The sequence below is a fragment of the Enterobacter sp. 3U4 genome (assembly GCF_057224565.1).
This window is the reverse complement of the sequence record NZ_CP136665.1, coordinates 4,472,678-4,498,757: the sequence shown is the minus strand read 5'-3', so window position 1 is coordinate 4,498,757 and position 26,080 is coordinate 4,472,678. Positions and strand designations below refer to the sequence as shown.

Annotated in this window: 20 protein-coding genes; 11 read left to right on the top strand and 9 right to left on the bottom strand. The window is 57.4% G+C overall.

All coding sequences use genetic code 11. The features are described 5' to 3' along the window. Positions 1-145: 145 nt before the first annotated feature. On the top strand, positions 146-1,765 hold the full coding sequence (gene pckA / locus RVY89_RS21320; RefSeq protein WP_484826396.1) for a phosphoenolpyruvate carboxykinase (ATP): 1,620 nt from the start codon (positions 146-148) through the stop codon (positions 1,763-1,765). Positions 1,766-1,855: 90 nt separating this feature from the next. Here the strand turns inward: pckA and envZ are convergent, their stop codons facing one another. Further along, complete coding sequence (gene envZ / locus RVY89_RS21315) at positions 1,856-3,202, bottom strand: two-component system sensor histidine kinase EnvZ (protein ID WP_010436407.1); 1,347 nt, start codon at positions 3,200-3,202, stop codon at positions 1,856-1,858. Further along, positions 3,199-3,918, bottom strand: coding sequence for an osmolarity response regulator transcription factor OmpR (ompR, locus tag RVY89_RS21310; RefSeq protein ID WP_001157751.1), 720 nt, complete (start codon positions 3,916-3,918; stop codon positions 3,199-3,201). The genes envZ and ompR overlap by 4 nt, the downstream gene beginning before the upstream one ends. A gap of 228 nt (positions 3,919-4,146) precedes the next feature. On the opposite strand from ompR, the gene greB reads away from it, so the two are divergent. The 5 genes from greB to feoC all read left to right on the top strand — a co-directional run bounded on the left by greB (position 4,147) and on the right by feoC (position 10,215). After that, the gene (gene greB, locus RVY89_RS21305; RefSeq protein WP_111963763.1) at positions 4,147-4,620 is read left to right on the top strand and encodes a transcription elongation factor GreB; all 474 of its coding nucleotides are present in this window, start codon (positions 4,147-4,149) and stop codon (positions 4,618-4,620) included. Positions 4,621-4,708: 88 nt separating this feature from the next. Next, positions 4,709-7,039 carry a Tex family protein gene (locus RVY89_RS21300; RefSeq protein ID WP_484826395.1) on the top strand — a complete coding sequence of 777 codons (2,331 nt, stop codon included), beginning with the start codon at positions 4,709-4,711 and terminating at the stop codon, positions 7,037-7,039. A gap of 350 nt (positions 7,040-7,389) precedes the next feature. Continuing rightward, positions 7,390-7,617 carry a ferrous iron transporter A gene (feoA, locus tag RVY89_RS21295; protein ID WP_008503050.1) on the top strand — a complete coding sequence of 76 codons (228 nt, stop codon included), beginning with the start codon at positions 7,390-7,392 and terminating at the stop codon, positions 7,615-7,617. Positions 7,618-7,647: 30 nt separating this feature from the next. Further along, complete coding sequence (gene feoB / locus RVY89_RS21290) at positions 7,648-9,966, top strand: Fe(2+) transporter permease subunit FeoB (RefSeq protein ID WP_484826394.1); 2,319 nt, start codon at positions 7,648-7,650, stop codon at positions 9,964-9,966. A gap of 12 nt (positions 9,967-9,978) precedes the next feature. Then, positions 9,979-10,215 carry a [Fe-S]-dependent transcriptional repressor FeoC gene (gene feoC, locus RVY89_RS21285; protein WP_063138080.1) on the top strand — a complete coding sequence of 79 codons (237 nt, stop codon included), beginning with the start codon at positions 9,979-9,981 and terminating at the stop codon, positions 10,213-10,215. Between the two features lie 33 nt (positions 10,216-10,248). Here the strand turns inward: feoC and RVY89_RS21280 are convergent, their stop codons facing one another. Both RVY89_RS21280 and bioH read right to left on the bottom strand, forming a co-directional pair. Further along, the gene (locus RVY89_RS21280; protein WP_023309499.1) at positions 10,249-10,518 is read right to left on the bottom strand and encodes a YdgH/BhsA/McbA-like domain containing protein; all 270 of its coding nucleotides are present in this window, start codon (positions 10,516-10,518) and stop codon (positions 10,249-10,251) included. Between the two features lie 111 nt (positions 10,519-10,629). Next, on the bottom strand, positions 10,630-11,403 hold the full coding sequence (gene bioH, locus RVY89_RS21275; RefSeq protein ID WP_484826393.1) for a pimeloyl-ACP methyl ester esterase BioH: 774 nt from the start codon (positions 11,401-11,403) through the stop codon (positions 10,630-10,632). Between the two features lie 36 nt (positions 11,404-11,439). On the opposite strand from bioH, the gene gntX reads away from it, so the two are divergent. The 3 genes from gntX to gntT all read left to right on the top strand — a co-directional run bounded on the left by gntX (position 11,440) and on the right by gntT (position 14,405). Then, complete coding sequence (gene gntX, locus RVY89_RS21270) at positions 11,440-12,123, top strand: DNA utilization protein GntX (protein WP_484826392.1); 684 nt, start codon at positions 11,440-11,442, stop codon at positions 12,121-12,123. A gap of 61 nt (positions 12,124-12,184) precedes the next feature. After that, complete coding sequence (gene nfuA / locus RVY89_RS21265) at positions 12,185-12,760, top strand: Fe-S biogenesis protein NfuA (protein WP_008503055.1); 576 nt, start codon at positions 12,185-12,187, stop codon at positions 12,758-12,760. Between the two features lie 328 nt (positions 12,761-13,088). After that, positions 13,089-14,405 (top strand): gluconate transporter, encoded by a 1,317-nt coding sequence (gene gntT / locus RVY89_RS21260; protein WP_024907902.1) that lies wholly within the window; start codon positions 13,089-13,091, stop codon positions 14,403-14,405. An 87-nt stretch (positions 14,406-14,492) separates the two neighbouring features. On the opposite strand, the gene malQ is transcribed toward gntT, so the two are convergent. Together malQ and malP are read right to left on the bottom strand one after the other, a co-directional pair. Beyond that, positions 14,493-16,571, bottom strand: coding sequence for a 4-alpha-glucanotransferase (malQ, locus tag RVY89_RS21255; RefSeq protein WP_484826391.1), 2,079 nt, complete (start codon positions 16,569-16,571; stop codon positions 14,493-14,495). A 9-nt stretch (positions 16,572-16,580) separates the two neighbouring features. After that, on the bottom strand, positions 16,581-18,974 hold the full coding sequence (gene malP / locus RVY89_RS21250) for a maltodextrin phosphorylase (protein ID WP_484826390.1): 2,394 nt from the start codon (positions 18,972-18,974) through the stop codon (positions 16,581-16,583). Between the two features lie 585 nt (positions 18,975-19,559). Here malP and malT point away from each other — a divergent pair. Then, positions 19,560-22,265 carry an HTH-type transcriptional regulator MalT gene (malT, locus tag RVY89_RS21245; RefSeq protein ID WP_484826389.1) on the top strand — a complete coding sequence of 902 codons (2,706 nt, stop codon included), beginning with the start codon at positions 19,560-19,562 and terminating at the stop codon, positions 22,263-22,265. 81 nt (positions 22,266-22,346) lie between these two features. Here malT and RVY89_RS21240 read toward each other — a convergent pair whose 3' ends face one another. The 3 genes from RVY89_RS21240 to glpE are packed head-to-tail and all read right to left on the bottom strand — an operon-like array spanning position 22,347 to position 24,332. Beyond that, positions 22,347-23,105: a DeoR/GlpR family transcriptional regulator gene (locus RVY89_RS21240; protein WP_008503060.1), complete on the bottom strand. Its 759-nt coding sequence runs from the start codon at positions 23,103-23,105 to the stop codon at positions 22,347-22,349. Positions 23,106-23,121: 16 nt separating this feature from the next. After that, positions 23,122-23,952, bottom strand: a complete 831-nt coding sequence (glpG, locus tag RVY89_RS21235) for a rhomboid family intramembrane serine protease GlpG (RefSeq protein WP_032648308.1) — start codon at positions 23,950-23,952, stop codon at positions 23,122-23,124. Positions 23,953-23,999: 47 nt separating this feature from the next. Beyond that, entirely contained in the window at positions 24,000-24,332 is a 333-nt protein-coding gene (gene glpE, locus RVY89_RS21230) for a thiosulfate sulfurtransferase GlpE (RefSeq protein WP_484826388.1), read from the bottom strand. 188 nt (positions 24,333-24,520) lie between these two features. Here glpE and glpD point away from each other — a divergent pair, with 188 nt between their 5' ends. Further along, positions 24,521-26,029 (top strand): glycerol-3-phosphate dehydrogenase, encoded by a 1,509-nt coding sequence (gene glpD, locus RVY89_RS21225; protein WP_484826387.1) that lies wholly within the window; start codon positions 24,521-24,523, stop codon positions 26,027-26,029. The last annotated feature ends 51 nt before the right edge of the window (positions 26,030-26,080 follow it).

Here is a 26,080-nt window from a genome sequence, read left to right as displayed (position 1 = left end):
CCGCCTGCGCTGTGACTGGAGTCGCAGCGTTTTCCGTTAGTAAGGGTTTTGTCCAGATGCGTGAATCTATGAGCCCCGTCGCGGTAAACAACCTCAGAAAAACCCTACAATTTTAGGCAGTACATATTGGCTAAGGAGCAGTGATATGCGTGTTACTGGTTTAACCCCGCAAGATCTCAAGGCTTATGGTATTCACGACGTCCAGGAAGTCGTCTACAACCCCGACTACGATACGCTGTATCAGGAAGAGCTCAATCCAGCACTGGAAGGATACGAGCGTGGTGTGTTGACGAATCTTGGTGCTATCGCCGTCGATACCGGTATCTTTACCGGTCGTTCGCCGAAAGATAAGTATATCGTCCGAGACGAAACCACCCGCGATACGCTGTGGTGGGCTGACAAGGGCAAAGGGAAGAACGACAACAAACCGCTCACCCCGGAAACCTGGCAGCACCTGAAAGGGCTCGTCACCCATCAACTTTCCGGCAAGCGTCTGTTCATTGTCGACGCTTTCTGCGGCGCTAACGCCGATACCCGTCTCTCCGTACGTTTTATCACCGAAGTGGCCTGGCAGGCGCATTTCGTGAAAAACATGTTTATTCGTCCAACCGACGAAGAGCTGCAGGACTTCACCCCTGATTTCATCGTGATGAACGGCGCGAAATGCACCAACCCACAGTGGAAAGAGCAGGGTCTGAACTCCGAAAACTTTGTTGCCTTCAACCTGACCGAGCGTATCCAGCTGATCGGCGGTACCTGGTACGGCGGCGAAATGAAGAAAGGGATGTTCTCGGTCATGAACTACCTGCTGCCGCTGCGGGGCATCGCCTCCATGCACTGCTCGGCTAACGTCGGTGAAAAAGGCGACGTGGCGGTCTTCTTCGGTCTTTCCGGCACCGGGAAAACCACCCTGTCTACCGATCCAAAACGTCGTCTGATTGGCGATGACGAACACGGCTGGGATGACGACGGCGTATTCAACTTTGAAGGCGGCTGCTATGCGAAGACCATTCGCCTGTCTGAAGAGGCCGAGCCGGATATCTTCCACGCTATCCGTCGCGATGCGCTGCTGGAAAACGTCACCGTGCGTGCCGACGGCTCCATCGACTTCGACGATGCGTCGAAAACGGAAAACACCCGCGTCTCTTACCCGATCTACCACATCGACAATATCGTGAAGCCGGTGTCAAAAGCGGGTCATGCCACGAAGGTTATCTTCCTGACGGCGGATGCGTTCGGCGTGCTGCCTCCGGTGTCTCGCCTGACTGCCAGCCAGACGCAGTACCACTTCCTCTCCGGCTTCACCGCCAAGCTGGCGGGTACCGAGCGCGGCGTGACGGAGCCAACCCCAACCTTCTCCGCCTGCTTCGGCGCGGCTTTCCTGTCGCTGCACCCGACGCAGTACGCTGAAGTGCTGGTGAAACGCATGCAGGCATCCGGCGCGCAGGCATACCTGGTGAACACCGGCTGGAACGGCACCGGCAAACGTATTTCCATCAAAGATACCCGCGCGATTATCGACGCTATTCTGGATGGTTCTCTGGACGACGCCGAAACCTTCACGCTGCCAATGTTTGACCTGGCGATCCCAACATCGCTGCCGGGCGTGGATACGCATATCCTCGACCCGCGCAATACGTACGGTTCGCCGGAGCAGTGGCGTGAGAAAGCGGAATCGCTGGCGAAGCTGTTTATCGAGAACTTCGAGAAGTACACCGATACCCCGGCGGGTGCTGCGCTGGTGAGCGCGGGTCCGAAGCTGTAGGTAAAAGCAAAAAGGCAACGAAAGTTGCCTTTTTTAATGTTTTCTCCCTCTCCCCGTGGGAGAGGGTCGGGGTGAGGGCATCAGACCGCACTATCCCTCTTTAACCTGTCCCCGCGTCACCGGTACCGGCAGCCAGGCTCGAATGCTCAACCCACCCCGCTCGCTGGTGCCAATCTCCAGCAGTCCGTTGTGGTTATCAATAATACGCTGAACAATCGCCAGGCCTAAGCCTGTACCGCTGGTGCTGCGCGCGCTGTCGCCGCGTACAAACGGCTGGAACAGATGCTTACGCTGCTCGGGCTTGATGCCCGGTCCGTCGTCTTCCACCTGGAACCAGGCGCGGTTGAGCTCAGACCCGCTGCTGACTTTAATCCAACCGTTGCCGTAGCGCGCCGCGTTGACCACCATGTTTGCCACCGCACGCTTAATGGAGAGTGGGTGCATGCGTACCTGGATCTCGCCCGCCTGAAGGTCGGTATCAATTTCACGCTCGTAGCCGCTTTCCGCCGCCACCACTTCGCCCAGCACAGCGTTCAGATCGGCCATCTCCATCGGCATCTCCTGCCCGGTGCGCAGGTAGTCAATAAACTGCTCGATGATGGCGTTGCACTCTTCGATGTCCTTGTTAATGGACTCGGCAAGGTAACCGTCCTCTTCTCCCATCATCTCCGTCGCCAGACGAATACGCGTTAGCGGCGTGCGCAGGTCGTGGCTGACGCCCGCCATCAGCAGCGTACGGTCATCCGCCAGCTGCTTCACGCCTGCCGCCATATGGTTAAACGCGCGCGTCACCGAACGGACCTCAGAGGCGCCATACTCGCGCAGAGGAGGAGGAATAATCCCTTTACCGACCTGCAGCGCAGCGTGCTCCAGGTCGACCAGCGGTCGGTTCTGTATACGGATAAACAGCCAGGCCCCGCCTATCGCCAGCAGCATGATCGCCAGGGTATAGCGGAACAGCGGCGAGAAGTCGCCCTGATGGATTTCGGTCAGCGGGACGCGCACCCAGATATTGGGTGACAGCCAGGTTTTCAGCCAGACGACGGGCGAGCTCTTGTTGACCTCAACGCGCACTTCCGTCGGGCCGCCCAGCTGCTGCGCCATCTGCTGGCTGAGAAATTCATAGTGCTGCGCCCAGCGCAGGCCCGCGTCTTCCGCCGCTTCGTTGGAGTAGAGCGAAATGCCCAGTTCACGGTAGATTTCACGGCGAAACGCCGGGGGTACAACCAGCTGCGTGCCGTCCTCCAGCTGCAGTTTGTCGGTCATCAGCATACGCACTTCGTAGGCCAGGACCTTATTAAACTGCTGGAGGCTCGGCAGGATCGCAAAGTTCAGCACCACCAGGTAGGTCGTCACCAGGCTGACGAACAGCAGGGTGACGATCAGTAACAGGGTGCGGGCAAACGAGCTACGCGGCGAGAAGCGCATTCGCCTCATGCTTTAGAGCCGTCCGGGACGAACACGTAGCCCAGACCCCATACGGTCTGAATATAACGAGGATGCGCCGGATCTTCTTCCACCATGCGGCGCAGACGGGAGATCTGCACGTCGATAGAGCGTTCCATTGCGGAGTATTCGCGACCGCGCGCCAGGTTCATCAGCTTGTCACGGGAAAGCGGTTCACGCGGGTGGCTGACCAGCGCTTTCAGTACCGCAAATTCGCCGCTGGTGAGCGGCATTGGCTCGTCTTCACGGAACATTTCGCGCGTGCCGAGGTTCAGCTTGAACTTGCCGAAGGCAATGACGGCTTCTTCCTGCGACGGCGCGCCAGGCAGCTCATTAGCCTGACGACGCAGCACGGCGCGAATACGCGCCAGCAGTTCACGCGGGTTAAACGGTTTTGGAATATAGTCGTCCGCGCCGATTTCAAGGCCCACGATACGGTCAACTTCTTCGCCCTTCGCCGTCACCATGATGATCGGCATCGGGTTGCTCTGGCTGCGCAGACGGCGGCAAATGGAAAGCCCGTCTTCGCCAGGCAGCATCAGGTCGAGAACCATCAGGTGGAAAGATTCACGGGTCAGCAGACGGTCCATCTGCTCAGCGTTCGCGACGCTACGAACCTGGAAGCCCTGCTCGGTCAGATAACGTTCCAGCAGCGCACGCAGGCGCATGTCGTCATCCACGACCAGAATTTTGTAGTTCTCTTGCATTGTGTGTACTCCCAAAGGTTCGGATAGTCTTTGTAACAGCGTATTCTAAAAAAGTGCACGTATTCGACCAGCTAATTCTGGTATAAATTCTAGTCGAAATTGTTACAAAGCATATTTAACAGCAGCTTATCTGCTCATTTCATCACATAAATCATTATTAATCCTGTCTGTTACACTGTGTGGTACGTATTGTGCGCAAGACAGAAAATCGGCAGCAAAGGCTTTACCATGAAAACGCCCCTGATCACCCGCGAAGGGTATGAGAAACTCAAAAAAGAGATGGATTACCTCTGGCGCGAAGAGCGTCCTGAAGTGACCAAAAAGGTGACCTGGGCGGCAAGCCTGGGCGATCGCAGCGAAAACGCTGACTACCAGTACAACAAAAAGCGGCTGCGCGAAATTGACCGCCGGGTTCGCTATCTGACGAAGTGCCTCGAAAATCTAAAAATTGTCGATTACTCCCCGCAGCAGGAGGGCAAAGTGTTCTTCGGCGCGTGGGTGGAGATTGAAAACGACGACGGTGACACCCTGCGTTTTCGAATAGTCGGCTACGATGAAATTTTTGGTCGTAAGGATTACATCTCCATCGACTCCCCGATGGCCCGCGCGCTGCTGAAAAAGGAAGTGGGCGATCTGGCCATCGTTCAGACTCCAGCCGGTGAAGCCAGCTGGTACGTCAATGAGATCGTCTACGTTAAATAGTCCGAGAGCGCCCTCCACGGCTGGCATTTTGCCGTGTCAGCCCGTATAACTATCCCCTGATTTTTTCGACTCAACAGATGATAAAGCCATGATGAAAGATTCGCTCTGCCGCATTATTGCGGGTGATATTCAGGCCAGAGCCGAACAGGTAGAAGCTGCCGTTCGCCTGCTTGATGAAGGGAACACCGTGCCGTTTATTGCACGCTATCGTAAGGAAGTCACCGGCGGTCTGGATGACACTCAGCTGCGTAACCTGGAGACCCGTCTGGGTTATCTGCGCGAGCTGGAAGAACGTCGTCAGGCGATCCTCAAATCCATCGGCGAACAGGGCAAGCTGACCAGCGATCTGGAAAGCGCCATTAACGGCACCCTAAGCAAAACCGAACTCGAAGACCTCTATCTACCGTACAAGCCGAAGCGCCGCACGCGCGGGCAGATTGCGATTGAAGCGGGCCTTGAGCCGCTGGCCGACCTGCTGTGGAACGAGCCGTCCCACGATCCCGATACCGAAGCGGCGAAATTTATCGACGCTGACAAAGGCGTAGCGGACACCAAGGCCGCCCTCGACGGCGCACGCTACATTCTGATGGAGCGCTTCGCCGAAGACGCCGCCCTGCTCGCGAAAGTGCGTGATTACCTGTGGAAGAATGCCCACATCGTCTCTACCGTCGTCGCGGGTAAAGAGGAAGAAGGCGCGAAATTCCGCGACTACTTCGATCACCACGAACCGATCTCTACCGCCCCTTCCCACCGCGCGCTGGCGATGTTCCGCGGCCGCAACGAAGGCGTGCTGCAGCTCTCCCTGAACGCCGACCCGCAGTTTGACGAGCCGCCGAAAGAGAGCCACTGCGAGCAGATTATTATCGACCATCTTGGCCTGCGCCTGAACAACGCCCCGGCTGACAGCTGGCGTAAAGGCGTGGTGAGCTGGACGTGGCGCATCAAGGTGCTGATGCACCTCGAAACCGAGCTGATGGGCACCGTGCGCGAACGCGCCGAAGATGAAGCGATTAACGTCTTCGCCCGTAACCTGCACGACCTGCTGATGGCCGCCCCTGCCGGCCTGCGCGCGACCATGGGTCTCGATCCGGGTCTGCGTACCGGCGTGAAGGTCGCTGTGGTTGACGGTACCGGCAAGCTGGTGGCGACCGATACAATCTATCCGCACACCGGCCAGGCAGCGAAAGCGGCCGTCGTGGTGGCGGCGCTGTGCGAAAAATACAACGTGGAGCTGGTTGCCATCGGCAACGGTACGGCGTCCCGCGAAACCGAACGTTTCTACCTCGACGTGCAGAAGCAGTTCCCGAAAGTGACGGCGCAGAAAGTGATCGTCAGCGAAGCCGGGGCATCCGTCTATTCCGCGTCCGAGCTGGCGGCCCAGGAGTTCCCGGACCTGGACGTTTCCCTGCGCGGGGCCGTCTCTATCGCTCGCCGCCTGCAGGATCCGCTGGCGGAGCTGGTGAAGATCGACCCGAAATCCATCGGCGTGGGCCAGTATCAGCACGACGTGAGCCAGACTCAGCTGGCGCGCAAGCTGGATGCGGTGGTGGAAGACTGCGTAAACGCCGTCGGCGTTGACCTGAACACCGCCTCCGTTCCCCTGCTGACCCGCGTGGCGGGCTTAACCCGCATGATGGCGCAGAACATCGTCGCCTGGCGCGACGAGAACGGCCAGTTCCAGAACCGTCAGCAGCTGCTGAGGGTGAGCCGTCTGGGGCCAAAAGCCTTTGAGCAGTGTGCGGGCTTCCTGCGCATCAACCACGGCGATAATCCGCTGGATGCCTCCACCGTTCACCCGGAAGCGTACCCGGTTGTAGAGCGCATCCTGGCCGCCACCCAGCAGGCGCTGAAGGATCTCATGGGCGACAGCAGCGCCCTGCGCAACCTGAAAGCCGTTGATTTCACCGATGACAAATTTGGCGTTCCAACCGTCACCGACATCATCAAAGAGCTGGAAAAACCGGGCCGCGACCCGCGTCCTGAGTTCAAAACGGCGACCTTCGCTGACGGCGTGGAAACCATGAACGACCTGCTGCCAGGCATGGTGCTGGAAGGTGCGGTGACCAACGTCACCAACTTTGGCGCCTTTGTGGATATCGGCGTGCATCAGGACGGTCTGGTCCATATCTCATCCCTTGCCGACAAGTTCGTTGAAGACCCGCACACCGTGGTCAAGGCGGGCGACATCGTGAAGGTCAAAGTGCTGGAAGTGGACCTGCAGCGCAAGCGTATCGCGCTGACCATGCGTCTGGACGAGCAGCCGGGTGACGCCAACGCGCGCCGCGGCGGCAATGGCGGAGGCCGCGAACAGCAGCGTCCGGCCGCGAAAACAGCAAAACCGCGCGGACGTGATGCCCAGCCTGCAGGCAACAGCGCAATGATGGATGCGCTGGCGGCTGCAATGGGTAAAAAACGCTAAGGTTGTAAATGCCCCTCACCCTAACCCTCTCCCCAACGGGGAGAGGGGATCGCACGGTGCGGTCTTTTCTCCCTCGCCCCCACGGGGAGAGGGCCGGGTGAGGGGGATAAAATCATATCGAAATATATGAAACCGATTGCACATCCATATTTAAACCACGAATTATCACCCCGTTAACAAATACTCCGCTTTTCGTTTTCCCGCCATTTCAGCAAATATTGAGCAAGGTCAAAAAGGCCGTAAATTAATATCTCAAACAACATTCCGTCACAGTTTTAATATTGCTGATAAAAACTATTCTCATTATCATCGCATAGTAGATAATTTAACCTTTCGTGGAATCAGGCGTTATGCAATTCACTCCAGACAGTGCATGGAAGATTACCGGTTTTACCCGCGAAATTAGCCCGGCCTATCGGCAGAAGCTGCTGTCGCTGGGCATGCTGCCCGGCTCGTCATTCCAGGTCGTACGCGTGGCGCCGCTGGGCGATCCTGTTCATATCGAAACCCGACGCGTGAATCTGGTCCTGCGTAAAAAAGACCTCGCGTTAATAGAAGTCGAAGCCTTATCCCGATAACAAGCCAGCGGTTTCAGTGAGTCTAAAAAAATGAAAAAGTTAACTATTGGCTTAATTGGCAATCCTAATTCCGGCAAGACCACGCTTTTTAACCAGCTGACCGGGGCTCGCCAGCGCGTGGGCAACTGGGCGGGCGTGACGGTTGAGCGTAAAGAGGGCCAGTTCACGACGACAGACAACCAGGTGACGCTGGTTGACCTTCCCGGCACCTACTCCTTAACCACCATTTCGTCACAAACTTCGCTCGATGAGCAAATCGCCTGTCACTATATTCTTGGCGGCGACGCGGATCTGCTGATCAACGTGGTCGACGCCTCCAATCTCGAGCGTAACCTTTATCTGACGCTGCAGCTGCTGGAGCTGGGTATCCCCTGCATCGTGGCGCTCAACATGCTCGATATCGCAGAGAAACAAAAGCTGCGCATCGACGTCGATGCCCTCTCCGCGCGCCTGGGTTGCCCGGTCGTTCCGCTGGTCTCGACGCGCGCTCGCGGTATTGATGCGCTGAAGCTGGCCATTGACCGTCACGCGGGAAATCGCGACGTTGAGCTTGTGCATTACGCGCAGCCTCTCCTGCGCGAAGCCAATTTGCTGGCGCAGGAGATGGACAACAGCATGCCTGCGAAACAGCGCCTGTGGCTTGGACTGCAGATGCTGGAAGGGGATATCTACAGCCGCGCCTACGCCGGACATGCGGCCGATAAGCTGGACGCGACGGTAGCCCGTCTTAGCGACGAGCTGGACGACCCTGCGCTGCACATCGCCGACGCCCGTTATCAGGCCATCGCCTCGATTTGCGACGTTGTCAGCAACGCGCTGACGGCAGAACCCAGCCGCTTTACGGCGGCAGTGGATAAGATTGTGCTTAACCGCTTCCTCGGTTTGCCCATCTTCCTGCTGGTGATGTACGTGATGTTCCTTCTCGCCATTAACATCGGTGGCGCACTCCAGCCGATTTTTGACGCCGGTTCCGTCGCGGTCTTCGTCCACGGAATTCAGTGGGTGGGTTACACCCTGCACTTCCCGGAATGGTTAACCATCTTCCTCGCGCAGGGGATCGGCGGCGGTATCAATACCGTTCTGCCTCTGGTGCCGCAGATCGGCATGATGTATCTGTTTCTCTCGTTCCTGGAAGATTCCGGCTACATGGCCCGCGCCGCGTTCGTGATGGATCGTCTGATGCAGGCGCTGGGCCTGCCGGGTAAATCCTTCGTCCCGCTGATTGTCGGCTTCGGCTGTAACGTGCCGTCGGTGATGGGCGCACGCACCCTGGATGCGCCGCGTGAACGACTGATGACCATTATGATGGCGCCGTTTATGTCCTGCGGTGCCCGACTGGCGATCTTTGCGGTCTTTGCGGCTGCCTTCTTTGGCCAGCAGGGCGCGCTGGCGGTCTTCTCGCTGTATGTGCTGGGCATCGTGATGGCTATCCTGACCGGTCTGATGCTGAAGCACACCATCATGCGCGGTGAAGCGTCACCGTTCGTGATGGAGCTACCGGTGTACCACGTCCCCCATCTGAAAAGCCTGGCGATCCAGACCTGGCAGCGACTGAAAGGCTTCGTCCTGCGCGCCGGTAAGGTGATTGTCATCGTCAGCATTTTCCTGAGCGCGCTGAACAGCTTCACCCTCAGCGGACAGGCGGCGGATAACATTAATGACTCGGCCCTCGCCTCCGTCAGCCGCGTCATCACGCCGGTTTTCAAACCGATTGGCGTGCATGAGGATAACTGGCAGGCAACCGTCGGGCTGTTTACCGGCGCGATGGCAAAAGAGGTGGTTGTCGGTACCCTGAATACGCTCTACACCGCTGAGAACATTCAGGAACAGGAATTTAATCCGGCAGAGTTTCATCTCGGTCATGAGTTGCTGGGGGCCGTAGAGGAGACCTGGCAGAGCCTGAAGGATACCTTCAGCCTGAGCGTGCTGGCGAACCCGATTGAAGCGAGCAAAGGCGACGGCGAAATGGCGACGGGTGCCATGGGCGTGATGAGCGAGAAATTTGGCAGCGCGTCTGCGGCCTACAGCTACCTCATCTTTGTTCTGCTCTACATTCCGTGCATCTCGGTGATGGGGGCGATTGCCCGCGAGTCCAGCCGCGGCTGGATGGGCTTCTCCATCCTGTGGGGGTTAAATATCGCGTACTCGCTGGCGACGCTGTTTTATCAAACCGTTAACTTCAACCAGCATCCGCGCTACAGCCTGGTCTGTATTCTCGCGGTTGTGCTGTTTAACGCGATCGTGCTCGGTCTGCTGCGGCGAGCGCGCAGCCGCGTCGACATCGACCTGCTGGCAAACCGTAAAACCGCCGCGACCTGCTGCAGCAGCCCGGCGGGCGACTGTCACTAAGGAGTACACCGCATGGCATCGTTGATTCAGGTTCGTGATCTGCTGGCGCTGCAGGGGCGAATGGAGGCGAAACAGCTGAGCCTCAGCCTGCATACGCCGCAGCCGATGATCGATGCCATGCTGGAAAGACTGGAAGCCATGGGGAAAGCGGTGCGGATTCAGGAAGAGCCGGACAGCTGTCTCTCCGGCAGTTGTAAAAGCTGTCCAGAAGGAAAGGCCTGCCTCAGGGAGTGGTGGGCACTGCGTTAATAAAGCCAGGCATCGCTGCCTGGCTTTATCGTATTACTTGTAGACGTCCGCCGTTGCGCGTACGTTTTTGGTCTGCTTTTCAGCGCTGGTGACGACGTAGTACGTTCCGCCCAGCTCATCCGCTTTCTTCGACAGCTCTTTTCTCGCGTCCATCGGCGCGGTGGTGTCAGACGTGGAAATTTCACCAATTTTCGTCAGATTCATGCCGGCAACTTTATCTTTTTCCAGCTCTTTTGCCGCAAAGACGCCAAATGACAGTGACCCAATAACCAGAGAAGTGACAATACCTGTAACAAGTTTCATAACCTGACTCTCCATAGGATTGTTGTTTTGATTATCGTAGGCAGAACAACCGCAACGACATCTGGAGTATGGTTGCGGTGTGTTACTTTTTCCAGGCTGGATAGAAAATAATCAGTCTAAACGTTGACTTAACGCAATGAGCGCTGAACAAAACTCCGTCGGATGGGAGATAAACGGGGCATGTGCGGCTTTGGCGATGATCTGCGATTCGCTGTCCGGCCAGAGTGAATCCAGCAGCGGAACCACTTTGCGCGGCACAATTCCGTCGAGGTAACCATAGATACGCAGGTGCGGCACCGTCAGCGCGGTTAGCGGCTCACGCAGGTCAACCGTTTTCAGGAGCTCAAGCCCCCCGTTAAGCACCTCAACCTCCGGCATCGGCAGCGAAAGCACGGTCTGCTTCAGCGTTCGGGCATCCTTACGCGCGGTGTCAGTGCCCATTGTCTGCAAGGCAAGGAACCGCTCTACGGTACGCTGGAAATCTTCGCTCAGCTGCTGCTGGAAGCCCGCCAGCACGTCAGGTTTGATCCCTGGCCACGCGTCCCGCGCGCTAAAACAGGGCGACGACGCCACCGTCACCAGCGCTTTTACGCGGTCAGGCCGCGACAGCGCAATCTGGCTCGCCACCAGCCCGCCCAGGCTCCAGCCCAGCCAGACAGCGTTTTGCGGCGCAGCGTCCAGAACCTGCTGTGCCATCTCATCAAGCGATAACGCGCCAAAACCGCGGCTGCGGCCAAAGCCGGGTAAATCCACCAGATGCAGTGTGAAATGCGAGGCAAGTTCCTCACGTATGCAATGCCATATCTCCGCATTCAGGCCCCATCCGTGCAGCAGCACAAGATGGCAATTTCCTGTCCCAACGGTCTGCCACCACAGCGTCTTCATCAGTTACTGTTCTCTTTTTTCACATGGAGGTTGCACATGCTAACAGTACCTGGGTTGTGCTGGCTATGCAGAATGCCGATGGCGCTCAGCGGGTGGGGAGTCTGCTCCGTCTGTACGCGAGCGCTGCAACGGCGTATCGGGATCTGTCCACAATGTGGTTTACCGGCCACTAGTCCCTCTTTGCCCTGTGGTCGTTGCCTGAAAAAGTCCCCTCCGTGGAGCGCGCTGGTGGCGGTGGATGATTATGTTCCGCCGCTGAACAGGCTGATTCACGCGCTGAAGTTTTCCGGGCAGAGCTCGCTGGCGCAGCCCCTTGCCCGCCTGCTGTTGCTGGCGGTTTTGCAGGCGCGACGTCAGCGCGCGCTGCCGAAAATCGACATGGTGGTGAATGTCCCCCTGTACCGGCGTCGTCACTGGCGGCGTGGCTATAACCAGAGTGACCTGATCTGCCGTCCCCTCGCCCGGTGGCTCGGCTGCCGATATGAGGCCCGCGCGCTCACACGTGTTCACGCCACCGCCATCCAGCATCAGCTCAGCGCCCGGCTGCGCAAAAGAAACCTCAAAAATGCCTTTCGCCTTGAATTGCCGGTCGACGGTCTCCATATCGCGATTGTGGATGATGTCGTCACCACGGGCAGTACCGTTGCTGAACTTTCCCGACTGCTTTTGCGAAGCGGCGCCGCGTCGGTTCAGGTATGGTGTCTGTGCCGTACCTTGTAGCCCTTCTTCAATGGGCGTATGATTATACCCAGGTAATTTAGTCAACTATTAGGCCAAAGCTATGATCCGTATTTCCGATTCTGCACAAGCGCACTTTGCCAAACTGCTGGCAAATCAGGAAGAAGGGACGCAGATCCGCGTGTTTGTGATTAATCCAGGCACTCCGAATGCAGAATGTGGTGTTTCTTATTGTCCTCCGGACGCTGTGGAAGCCACCGACACTGCCCTTAAATTTGAACAGCTCACCGCCTACGTTGATGAGCTGAGCGCACCGTATCTTGAAGATGCGGAGATCGACTTCGTCACTGACCAGCTGGGTTCTCAGCTGACCCTGAAAGCGCCAAACGCGAAAATGCGTAAAGTGTCTGACGATGCCCCGCTGATGGAGCGCGTTGAGTATCTGCTGCAATCCCAGATCAACCCGCAGCTGGCGGGCCACGGCGGCCGTGTTTCCCTGATGGAAATCACCGACGAAGGTTTTGCCATTCTGCAGTTTGGCGGCGGCTGTAACGGCTGCTCAATGGTTGATGTAACGCTGAAAGAAGGGATCGAGAAGCAGCTGCTGAACGAATTCCCGGAACTGAAAGGCGTGCGTGACCTGACCGAACACCAGCGCGGCGAGCACTCCTACTACTAATTCTGTGCCGATCTGTATTGCCCGGTGGCGCTGCGCTTACCGGGCCTTCAGAAATCGTGCGGTCTGATGCCCTCACCCCGTTTCCCCCCTCTATATGTTGACCTGCGTCTCATAATTCACATTTTGCCTGCCAGGGTGATTCTCAATCACGTCATGTTACCCGTATCATTCTCATGGGCACTAAGCACACCCATAACAGCCGACTAAACTTAATCGTTTAAAAGGCATCAGTATTAGTGCCGTTACTTCTCTGTTCCCAGTTGGGACAATCGGAATTTGTCGTTGAAACAATGACGTTACCCATAACAATTCAAAGGCCAGGTAAATCATGCCATTAGTCATCGTTGCTATCGGTGTTGTGTTATTACTGCTCTTGATGATCCGTTTCAAAATGAACGGATTTATCGCTCTGGTTCTGGTGGCACTTGCAGTCGGTCTGATGCAAGGGATGCCGCTGGTTAAAGTTATCAGCTCGATTAAAGCCGGTGTCGGCGGCACGCTCGGCAGCCTGGCGTTGATCATGGGCTTCGGCGCCATGCTCGGTAAAATGCTGGCGGACTGTGGTGGCGCCCAGCGTATTGCTACCACGCTTATTGACAAATTTGGCAAGAAGAACATTCAGTGGGCGGTGGTGTTAACCGGTTTTACCGTCGGTTTCGCGCTGTTCTATGAAGTGGGCTTCGTGCTGATGCTCCCGTTGGTGTTCACCATTGCGGCTGCAGCGAGTATCCCGCTGCTGTATGTCGGTGTGCCAATGGCCGCGGCGCTGTCCGTGACTCACGGCTTCCTGCCGCCGCACCCGGGTCCAACCGCTATCGCCACCATCTTCCACGCGGATATGGGTAAAACCCTGCTGTTCGGTACGATTCTGGCGATCCCGACGGTAATTCTGGCTGGCCCGGTTTATGCCCGCTTCCTGAAAGGCATTGATAAGCCTATCCCGGAAGGTCTGTACAGCGCCAAAACCTTCACCGAAGAAGAGATGCCTGGCTTTGGCGTCAGCGTCTGGACCTCTCTGGTACCGGTGATCCTGATGGCGATGCGCGCCGTGGCAGAGATGATCCTGCCGAAAGGCCATGCGTTCCTGTCCGTGGCGGAATTCCTTGGTGACCCGGTGATGGCAACGCTGATTGCCGTACTGATCGCGATGTTCACCTTCGGATTGAACCGCGGCCGCTCCATGGATCAGATCAACGACACGCTGACCTCGTCCATCAAAATCATTGCCATGATGCTCCTGATCATCGGCGGTGGCGGTGCATTCAAGCAGGTTCTGGTCGACAGTGGCGTGGACAAATACATCGCCGCCATGATGCATGAAACCAACGTGTCGCCGCTCCTGATGGCCTGGTCTATCGCCGCGGTTCTGCGTATTGCGCTGGGTTCTGCGACCGTTGCGGCGATCACCGCAGGCGGTATCGTTGCCCCGCTGATTGCCACCACGGGCGTGAGCCCTGAGCTGATGGTTATCGCCGTCGGTTCCGGTAGCGTGATTTTCTCTCACGTTAACGACCCTGGCTTCTGGCTGTTCAAGGAGTACTTCAACCTGACTATCGGTGAAACCATCAAGTCCTGGTCCGCGCTGGAAACCATTATTTCGGTGTGCGGTCTGGTCGGGGTGCTGCTGTTGAATATGGTGGTCTGATGCGATAAGTCGGGTGGCGGCTACGCCTTACCCGACCTACATGAGCACTACCGGATAATAAAAAACCCGCCACTGGCGGGTTTTTTATTACTTCTTACCGGCTGCTTTTCGCCGCTTGTCCAAATCCTTAATCAGCTTGTTCACCCCGTCATCGGCAAACATCTTCTCAAGCGTTGTGGACAGCTTGCGACGCCAGTTCTTGTACTGATAGCTGGTGCCCGGGATGTTCACCGGCTCCGCCATATCAATCCAGTCTTCCGGCTGCAGACCCAGCAGAGCGCTGTTGCTGTCGGCAATATAGCGCTGCAAACCACGATTGAGGGTCGCGGTCATCGACATCAATGACGCTTTATGTCCCGCACGTTTCGGCAGACAGCCCTGCTTGTGCAGCGCATCCAGTAGCCCCTGCTTGGAGAGCTCGCGATCCTGATACAGGCCGCGTAACACCTCTTCATCAGGATACAGGCCCAGCGTTTTGCCGAGCGTTAGATCGCCGCTTTCCCAATAGCCACGAAGCGTAGGAAGGTCATGCGTCGTCGCGACTGCCATTGACTGTTCAGGGTACGCTTGCGGCGCGCGGAAGGTTTTCTCATGGTCGTTTTCAAAATAGAGCACTTTATAGGAGTAGACGCCGCTGTCGCGGAGCTTGCTGACAATTTCCACCGGCACGGTACCGAGATCTTCACCGATCACCATGCACTGGTGGCGCTTGCTTTCCAGAGCCAGGATCGACAGCAGATCGTCAACCGGGTACTGCACGTAAGCCCCGTGATCGGCCGTTTCACCGTACGGGATCCACCACAGACGCAGCACGGACATCACGTGGTCGATACGCAGAGCGCCGCAGTTCTGCATGTTAGCGCGCAGCAGGTCGATGAACGGCTCGTAGGCGCGCGCCGCCATAACGTGCGGATCCATCGGCGGCAATCCCCAGTTCTGACCGAGCGGGCCAAGAATATCCGGTGGCGCGCCGACGGAGGCTTTCAGACAGTAAAGCTCACGGTCGCACCAGGTTTCCGCGCCGCCTTCCGCCACGCCCACGGCCAGATCGCGATACAGGCCGATCGGCATTTTATAGCCCTGGCTCACCTGCCAGCAGGCGGCAAACTGGCTGTACGCCAGCCACTGCAGCCACAGGTAGAAATCCACTTCATCGGCATATTTTTTACAGAACGCTTTCACTTCCGGCGTGTCGACGGATTGATACGCTTCAGGCCAGACCGGCCAGCCCCAGCGCATTTCGTCCTCTTTCACCTGATACGCGTGCAGCGCATCGAACGCCGCCTGCCAGTAGAGGCTCTCGCCCTCCTGCGTCACGAACTGGCGGAACGCCGCCATCTGCTCGTCATCGCGCTGCGAAAAGCCTTTCCACGCCAGGCGCAGCGCGGCCATTTTCAGCGCCGTGACGGTGGAGTAATCCACCCAGTCCGCTTCGCGCGCCTGCTTCAGCGCCTGCTGCGTGGTGCTCAGTTTCCACCAGGCCTGCGCCTCCTGGCTGTTTTTGAAATCATCTAACGCGTTAACGTCGATGTAAATCACGTTCAGCCAGCGGCGGGACGACGGACTGTACGGGCTGGCGCTCTCCGGGTTGGCCGGATAGAGCGCGTGGATCGGGTTGAGGCCGATAAACGCGCCGCCGCGCTCGCCCACGGATGCCAGCATCTTTTTCAGATCGCCAAAATCACCGATGCCCCAGTTGCTGTCGGAACGCAGCGTGTAGAGCTGCACGCAGGCGCCCCACAGTTTTTTGCCTTCAAGCAGCGCCTGCGGCTCGTAGCAGCGTTTTGGCGCGACGATCACCCGGCAGTGAAAACGGCGATCGTCCTGAGTGAGCGTTAAGGTGTGATAGCCCTCCGGCAGCTTCGCCGGAAGGTTTAGCGTTTTGCCGCCGGTGGCGTGGCCTTTGTGCTGATGCCCCTCTTCGGTCGTGAGCAGCCAGCTAAACTCGCCGCGCCCCTCCACCGCGAGCGGCATCTTTTTGCCTGCGGTGAATACCTTCACGTTCGGCACCGGCGCAGCCGACGCTTTCGCGTCGGTTTTGTGCATAGCGTCCAGCAAACGTCTTTTGGTGTCGGCGCCAATAGACTGTGGTTTGCCGTGAGCATTAATGTAACTGAGGCTTATTCCCGCCGCCTGCGCGGCACTGTCCAGACGTTTACTCTCCATCGCGCTTCCTTAGCGTTTTGCCTGCCAGATACGAGCCTGATAATCACGGATTGAGCGGTCAGAGCTGAACATACCACAGCGAGCGGTGTTCAGGATGCACGCGCGGGTCCACGCCTCCGGGTCGCGGTACAGCACGTCGACCTGCTTTTGCGCGTCGACATAGGCCGTGAAGTCCGCCATCACCAGATACGGGTCACCGCCGTGTTTGTCCATGCTGTGCAACATCTGGTCAAACGCGTGCTTGTCGCCGTCGCTGTATTTACCGCTTTCCAGCTCCTTCAGCACTGCATCAAGCACCTTGTCTTTCTTACGCCACTTCACCGGGTCATAGCCTTTGGCCTTGATGGCTTTCACCTCTTCCACGGTATGGCCGAAGATAAAGATATTCTCTTCGCCCACCTTCTCGGCGATTTCGACGTTGGCCCCGTCGAGCGTGCCGACGGTCAATGCGCCGTTCAGCGCCAGCTTCATGTTGCCGGTACCGGAGGCTTCTTTCCCTGCGGTTGAGATCTGCTCGGAGATATCTGCCGCCGGGATCAGCATTTCAGCCGCCGAGACGCAGTAATCCGGCAGGAACACCACCTTCAGCTTGTCGCCCACCTTCGGATCGCTATTGATCGCCGCCGCTACTTTGTTGATGGCGAGGATAATGTTTTTCGCCAGGTAGTAGCCCGGCGCCGCTTTCGCACCGAACAGGAACACGCGCGGCACGCGGTCGGCCTGCGGATTCTCGCGGATCTCTTTGTACAGCGCCAGAATGTGCAGCAGGTTCAGGTGCTGACGTTTGTACTCGTGCAGGCGTTTGATCTGAATATCGAAAATCGCATTCGGGTTGATCTCAATCCCGGTACGCACTTTAACGAACTCCGCCAGGCGAACCTTATTCTCCAGCTTGATCGCGCGGTACTGCTCGCGGAATTTCGCGTCGTCAGCGTATTTTTCCAGGTTGATGAGCTGGTCCAGGTCGTTGGCCCACTCTTTCTTCAGGGTCTTATCCAGCAGGCCGGCCAGCAGCGGGTTGCACTGCTTGATCCAGCGACGCGGCGTGATGCCGTTGGTCACGTTGTGGAATTTGGTCGGCCACAGCTGGTGGTATTCCGGGAAGAGATCTTTGACCACCAGATCCGAGTGCAGCGCCGCCACGCCATTCACCGCAAAGCCGCTCACCACGCACATGTTTGCCATGCGTACCTGCTTATCGTGAACCACCGCCAGCTTCGCCCAGACCGCTTTGTTGCCCGGCCAGGTTTTATCCACGAGCTTTTTAAACTGGTCGTTAATCTTGTTGATGATCTGCATGTGGCGAGGCAGCAGCGTTTTGACCAGCTTCTCATCCCAGCACTCGAGCGCTTCTGGCATCAGGGTGTGGTTGGTGTAGGCAAAGGTACGGCTGGTGATGGCCCAGGCGTCATCCCAGCTCAGCTGATGCTCGTCGATCAGCACGCGCAGCAGTTCCGGGATGGCAATAGTCGGGTGCGTGTCGTTGAGCTGAATCACTTCAAAGTCCGGCAGCTGCGCCAGCTTGCGGCCCGCCAGGTGATGGCGACGCAGAATGTCCGCCACGGAGCAGGCGCACTGGAAGTACTGCTGCATCAGGCGCAGCTTTTTACCGGCCAGGTGATTGTCGTTCGGATAGAGGACTTTAGTCAGCTTCTCGGCGTCGATGCCCTGCTGCTCGGCACGCAGGAAATCGCCGTCGTTGAATTTGGTCAGATTAAACGGATGGGCGTGCTTCGCCTGCCACAGACGCAGCGGCTGCGCCACGCCGTTACGGTAGCCAAGCACCGGCAGATCCCAGGCTTCACCGGTGATGGTGAACGCCGGTTCCCAGAGCCCCTGCTTAGTCACTTTCCCGCCAATGCCGACCTGCACATCCAGCTGCGCGTTGTGGCGGAACCACGGATAGGTGTTGCGATGCCAGTCGTCCGGCGCTTCCATCTGATGTCCGTCGGCAAACGACTGACGGAACAGGCCGTACTGGTAGTTCAGACCGTAGCCAATCGCCGACTGGCCGACGGTCGCCATAGAGTCAAGGAAGCAGGCCGCCAGGCGCCCCAGGCCGCCGTTGCCCAGCGCCGGATCGATCTCTTCTTCCAGCAGATCGGTCAGGTTGATGTCGTGTTCTTTGAGGACGTCACCCACCTCCTGATACCAGCCGAGGTTCAACAGGTTGTTGCCCGTCAGACGGCCAATCAGGAATTCCATTGAAATGTAGTTTACATGGCGCTGGCCTTTTACCGGTTTTGCCAGAGGTTGAGCATCCAGCTGCTCTGCGAGCGCACCGCTCACTGCCTGCCACCACTGGTGAGGCGTCATCTCGTTTGCAGCATGAAGGCCAAAACGCTGCCACTGACGCGTCAGGGCAGCCTGGAATTGAGCTTTGTTGAAGGTAGGCTGTGACATAGGGGATCGGCATCCTTTAGAAAGAAAACACAAGTTGGCGCTAGTGTGCCTGGCTCATTTCCCCTCTTCCTCCTCCCGAGGGGGATTAGACAGGGAGGAGTAGCGGGGATGAGCAGAAAAGTGTGATCAAGGCCACTCTCAGAGCATAGTTCGAGTGTGCCCGGAAGATAAAAAAGTAACCGAGGAGAATGTCAAAGAAATGAAATGCGGTTTCGGGTGAAATTAAAACCCGCCGAAATAATTACTTACGTAGAATAATATTTCTGCAATCGGGTAATCGCCATGGAGGTTATTAATCTCCCTTAACTTTACCAGGAGTATATTAAATTTGACGACACTATCCCTTTCTGAAACCAGTTTCAGCGCAGCCGCAGCACAGCCATACAAGCCAGCACTGGCGGGGCATCAAAGACCTTTTCAGAAAGTTCCATCCTCTGCCTGAATGTTTTGTGACAGAGTGCAAATTCACAGCCACCAAATCCAGACATAACTTGCAATAGTTAACTTATTGGCCGACCTTATATCCATTAATTACGAAGCGCAAAAAAAATAAAATCTCTCGTTACCCACAGTGAAGTGAAACCTATGTTGATTCCGTCTAAATTAAGTCGCCCGGTTCGTCTTGACCATACAGTGGTCCGCGAGCGTCTGTTGGCTAAACTTTCCGGCGCGCATAATTTCCGACTGGCGCTGGTTACGAGCCCTGCAGGTTATGGAAAAACAACGCTCATTTCGCAATGGGCCGCAGGTAAGAGCGATCTTGGCTGGTACTCTCTTGATGAGGGCGATAACCAGCAAGAACGTTTTGCCAGCTATCTGATTGCCGCGATACAGCAAGCCACCCATGGGCACTGCGTTGCCAGTGAGGTGATGGTGCAAAAGCGGCAGTACGCCAGCCTGTCCTCCCTTTTCTCTCAGCTGTTTATTGAACTGGCTGAATGGCATCGCCCGCTTTACGTGGTGATTGATGATTACCATCTCATCACTAATCCGGTGATTCATGAATCAATGCGTTTCTTCCTGCGCCATCAGCCGGAAAACCTGACTTTAGTGGTGCTGTCACGCAACCTGCCGCAGCTGGGTATTGCCAATCTGCGCGTGCGCGATCAGCTTCTGGAAGTGGGCAGCCAGCAGCTGGCCTTTACCCACCAGGAAGCGAAACAGTTCTTTGACTGTCGCCTGACCTCCCCCATTGAGGCCGCTGAAAGTAGCCGCCTGTGTGATGACGTCGCGGGCTGGGCCACGGCGCTGCAGCTTATCGCGCTCTCTGCCCGGCAAAACAACAGTCCGGCGCATCAGTCTGCGCGGCGTCTTGCGGGCATCAACGCCAGCCACCTTTCTGACTACCTGGTGGATGAGGTGCTGAACAGCGTCGATCCCTCGACGCGTAATTTCCTGCTGAAAAGCTCTCTGCTGCGTTCCATGAACGATGCGCTCATCGTGCGGGTGACGGGCTGTGAAAACGGTCAGCTGCAGCTCGAAGATATTGAACGTCAGGGCCTTTTCCTGACGCGGATGGACGATCCCGGCGAGTGGTTTAGCTATCACCCGCTGTTTGGCAGCTTCCTGCGCCAGCGCTGTCAGTGGGAACTGGCGGTTGAACTGCCGGAGATCCACCGCGCCGCTGCCGAAAGCTGGATGGCACAGGGCTTTCCGAGCGAGGCCATCCACCACGCGCTGGCCGCCGGTGATGCCAGCATGCTGCGCGATATTCTCCTCAATCATGCGTGGGGCCTGTTTAACCACAGCGAACTGACGCTGCTGGAAGAGTCCCTCAAAGCTCTGCCGTGGGAAAGCCTGCTGGAGAATCCGCGTCTGGTGCTGCTGCAGGCCTGGCTGATGCAGAGCCAGCATCGCTACAGCGAAGTGAATACCCTGCTGGCGCGCGCCGAGCAGGAGATGGAAAGCGAGATGGATACCACCCTACACGGCGAGTTCAACGCGCTGCGCGCTCAGGTAGCCATTAACGACGGCGATCCTGATGAAGCGGAACGGCTGGCGATGGTCGCGCTGGATGAACTGCCGCTGGCCAACTTCTACAGCCGCATCGTGGCGACCTCCGTGCACGGCGAAGTATTGCACTGCAAAGGCGATCTCACGCGTTCGCTTTCACTGATGCAGCAAACCGAACAGATGGCGCGTCGTCATGATGTCTGGCACTACGCGCTGTGGAGCCTGATTCAACAGAGCGAGATTTTATTCGCACAGGGGTTCCTGCAGGCCGCCTGGGAAAACCAGGAAAAAGCGTTCCAGCTGATTCGTGAACAGCATCTGGAACAGCTGCCGATGCACGAGTTCCTGTTGCGTATTCGCGCCCAGCTGCTGTGGGCATGGTCGCGTCTGGATGAAGCGGAAAGCTGCGCCCGTCAGGGTGTGGATGTTCTTTCCAGCTTCCAGCCTCAGCAGCAGCTGCAGTGCCTGGCGCTGCTGGTGCAGTGCTCGCTGGCGCGCGGCGATCTCGATAACGCCCGTAACCATCTGAACCGCCTGGAGAACCTGCTCGGCAACGGACAGTATCATAGCGACTGGGTCTCTAATGCCGATAAGGTCCGGGTGATTTACTGGCAGATGACCGGCGATAAAAAATCCGCCGCTAACTGGCTGCGTCAGACGCCAAAACCGGAATTTGCTAACAACCACTTCCTGCAGAGCCAGTGGCGGAACATTGCCCGCGCGCAGATCCTGCTGGGTGAATTAGAGCCCGCAGAGATTGTGCTGGAAGAGCTGAACGAGAACGCGCGCAGCCTGCGTCTGATGAGCGACCTGAACCGCAACCTGCTGCTGCAAAACCAGCTCTACTGGCAGGCGGGTCGTAAAAACGATGCCCAGCGCGTGCTGCTGGAGGCGCTGCAGCTGGCTAACCGCACCGGGTTTATCAGCCACTTTGTGATTGAGGGTGAAGTGATGGCGCAGCAGCTGCGTCAGCTTATTCAGCTCAACACTCTGCCTGAGCTGGATCAGCATCGCGCCCAGCGCATTCTGCGCGAGATTAACCAGCATCATCGCCACAAGTTCGCGCATTTCGATGAAAACTTCGTTGAACGTCTGCTGAACCACCCGGAAGTGCCGGAACTTATCCGCACCAGCCCGCTTACCCAGCGCGAATGGCAGGTTCTGGGACTGATCTATTCAGGCTACAGTAATGAGCAGATTGCCGGCGAGCTGGCGGTGGCGGCGACTACCATCAAAACGCATATCCGCAACCTGTACCAGAAGCTGGGCGTGGCGCATCGTCAGGATGCGGTACAGCATGCCCAGCAGCTGTTGAAGATGATGGGGTACGGAGTGTAATTCATTGCCCGGCGGCGCTACGCTTGCACGGGCCTACGGGTTTTGTAGGTCGGGTAAGCGCAGCGCCACCCGACACAACCGTTAGCACAATTCCAGCTGCAGATTATTATCCTTAATCACCTGCATCACGCCCGCCGGCGGCATCACGTCGGTATAGACCGCATCCACCATGCTGATGCTGCCCATGTTTACCATCGCGTTACGGCCAAACTTCGAATGGTCCACCACCAGCATCACGTGGCGTGAGTTTTCAATGATCGCGCGCTTGGTGCGCACCTCGTGGTAATCAAACTCCAGCAGCGAGCCGTCGCTGTCGATGCCGCTGATCCCCAGAATGCCGAAGTCGAGGCGGAACTGGGAGATAAAATCGAGTGTGGCTTCGCCGATAATTCCGCCATCGCGGCTGCGCAGCTCGCCGCCCGCGAGGATGATGCGGAAGTCGTCTTTCTGCATCAGGGTGTTAGCCACGTTCAGGTTGTTGGTGACCACGCGCAGGTTCTCGTGATCCAGCAGCGCATGGGCGACCGCTTCCGGCGTGGTGCCGATATCAATAAACAGCGTCGCCCCGTTCGGGATCTGGCTGGCGACCTTGCGGGCAATGCGCTCTTTCTCCGCCGTCTGCGTGGCTTTACGGTCGTGCCAGGAGGTGTTAACCGAGCTGGACGGCAGCGCCGCGCCGCCGTGGTGGCGAAGAATACGGTTCTGATCGGCCAGATCGTTAAGGTCACGACGGATGGTTTGTGGGCTGACGGCAAACTGCTCCACCAGCTCTTCGGTGCTGACGTATCCCTGTTTTTTTACCAGTTCGATAATGGCGTCATGACGTTGTGTTTGTTTCATCAATTATCCCTGAGAATTATGTTCGTTTTCGCGCATGGAGCGTGTCGGCAAACGCCATCGCCAGCCCCACGGCCAGCCCGGCAACGTGCGCGCCGTTGGCGATAGACATACCAAACAGATCAAACCATCCGGCAATTAGCCATATTAACGCAAAGGTTATTAATCCGCGTTGCAGATAGATGCCGCTTTCCGGGTCGCGCTCCCCGCGAAGCCAGACATAGCCCATCAGGGCATACACAACGCCCGACAGCCCGCCGAACCACGGCCCGCTGAACTTGTGCTGCACGTAGCCGCTCAGCAGGGCGCTGATAAGGGTGATAACGATCAGCTTGCCGCTGCCCAGACGCTTTTCAACGGCACCGCCGAGATACCACCACCAGAGCAGGTTAAAGAGGATATGCATCACCGAGAAGTGCATCAGCGCGTGGCTAAAATAGCGCCAGACGTCAAACTCAAGTGACGGATCATAGGGCCACGCCAGGGCAATCATCACGCTCTGGTCGCCGACCACGTTCATGATAATGAAGACGATAATGCAGGCCGCCATCAGCAGCAGCGTAAACGGGCCCGCGCGCTCGCGAATGGTGGCGAGGAAGGGAAAGCGGCTGTAGTGCAATCCGCTGCCGGTCTGGCCGGATTGCCAGCTTGCCGCCAGATAGCGCGGGTCGCCAGGGTTCTCAAGAAAACGCGCCAGCTCCTCGTTTACCCGCCCGGCCTGGCTCTCATCGGCCAGCCAGACGTCGGTCTGCGTATGTTGCTGAATAGTCAAAATAACGCCCTGCGTCGCCATATAGTCGACAAACGCCTGGGCGACGCGCGGGTTGGTAAAAGAGGTGATCATCAACATGGGCAGCGGTCGCTTATTTCCACACAAAAGGGGACAGTATAGCGGGATCAGCGCTCAAAAGCGTATTCCACTTCCGCCGGGAAATGACGATGCCAGGCATCGAAGCCGCCGTCGACGCTGTACACCGCGTCGTAACCCTGCTGCAGCAGATACTGCGCCGCGCCTTTGCTGCTGTTGCCGTGGTAGCACATGACCATGACCGGCGTCTCGAAGTCGTTATCGCGCATAAACACGCCCAGCGTGTCGTTCGTGAGATGGAACGCGCCGGGCGTATGGCCCATCGCAAAACTCTGCGGATCGCGGATGTCCACCAGCACCGCTTTTCCCTGGTGCATCTTCTGGTGGGCTTCTTCTACGTTAATACATTCAAACTGATCCATGGTGTTCTCTTTACAGTGGTCAACGACACAATTTTACCCCGTAGTGTACGTCCTGGCGGCGGGTAAACGCCATTATGTTATCCATATCACTCTAAATTGTTTTTTTGATGTTACCAAAAGCGCGTTCCTTTGCTATTATGAGCGATATCGAACATTTCTGAGCTTTAACGAAAGTGCATGAGGGTGTTATGGAAACCAAAGATCTGATTGTGATAGGCGGTGGCATCAACGGTGCCGGTATTGCGGTCGATGCCGCAGGACGCGGTTTATCCGTACTGATGCTGGAAGCTAACGACCTCGCCTGCGCGACGTCGTCCGCCAGCTCCAAACTGATTCACGGTGGCCTGCGCTACCTGGAACACTACGAATTCCGCCTGGTCAGTGAAGCGCTGGCCGAACGTGAAGTGCTGCTGAAAATGGCCCCGCATCTGGCGATTCCGATGCGCTTCCGCCTGCCCCATCGCCCGCATCTGCGTCCGGCGTGGATGATCCGAATTGGTCTGTTTATGTACGATCATCTGGGTAAACGCACCAGCCTCCCGGGTTCGAATGCTTTGCGTTTTGGCTCAGAATCGGTCCTTAAGCCTGAAATCGTGCGCGGATTCGAATATTCCGACTGCTGGGTGGACGATGCGCGCCTGGTTCTGGCGAATGCGCAGATGGTTGAGAAGAAAGGCGGCGAGGTGAAAACCCGCACCCGCGCGACCGCTGCCCGCCGTGAAAACGGCCTGTGGATTGTCGAGGCGGAAGACATCGATACCGGCGAGAAATTCAGCTGGAAAGCGCGCGGCCTTGTGAACGCCACCGGCCCGTGGGTGAAACAGTTCTTTGACGAGGGCATGCATCTGCCTTCCCCGTACGGCATCCGCCTGATCAAAGGCAGCCACATTGTGGTACCGCGCGTGCATACCCAGAAGCAGGCCTACATTCTGCAGAACGAAGACAAGCGCATCGTGTTTGTGATCCCGTGGATGGACGAATTCTCGATTATCGGCACCACCGACGTGGAGTACAAAGGCGATCCGAAGAACGTCGAGATCGACGAGAGCGAAGTGAACTACCTGCTCAAAGTGTACAACGCGCACTTTAAGAAACAGCTGTCGCGCGACGACGTGGTCTGGACCTACTCCGGCGTGCGTCCGCTGTGCGATGACGAATCGGATTCCCCGCAGGCCATCACCCGCGACTATACGCTCGATATTCACGACGTTGACGGTCAGGCGCCGCTGCTGTCCGTGTTTGGCGGCAAGCTCACCACCTACCGCAAGCTGGCCGAGCACGCGCTGGAAAAACTGGCGCCGTACTACAAAGGCATTGGCCCGGCATGGACCAAGGGCGCGGTACTGCCCGGCGGTGATATCGGCGATAACCGTGATGATTACGCCGCGAAGCTGCGCCGTCGCTTCCCGTTCATCACCGAAGGGATGGCACGCCACTATGCCCGCACCTACGGCAGCAATACCGAGCTGTTCCTGGCCGATGCGAAGGACATTGCGGATCTGGGCGAGCATTTCGGCCACGAGCTGTACGAAGCCGAGCTGCGTTACCTGGTTGAGCACGAGTGGGTGCGTCGTCTGGACGATGCTATCTGGCGCCGTACCAAAGAAGGGATGTGGCTCAACGCCGAGCAGCAGTCTCGCGTGGCGCAGTGGTTACTGCAAAATGCGGGGAAGCGTGAGTTATCACTGGCGTCGTAAATAAAAAAAGCCGGGTGGCGGCTCCGCCTTACCCGGCCAACTCGAATCCCG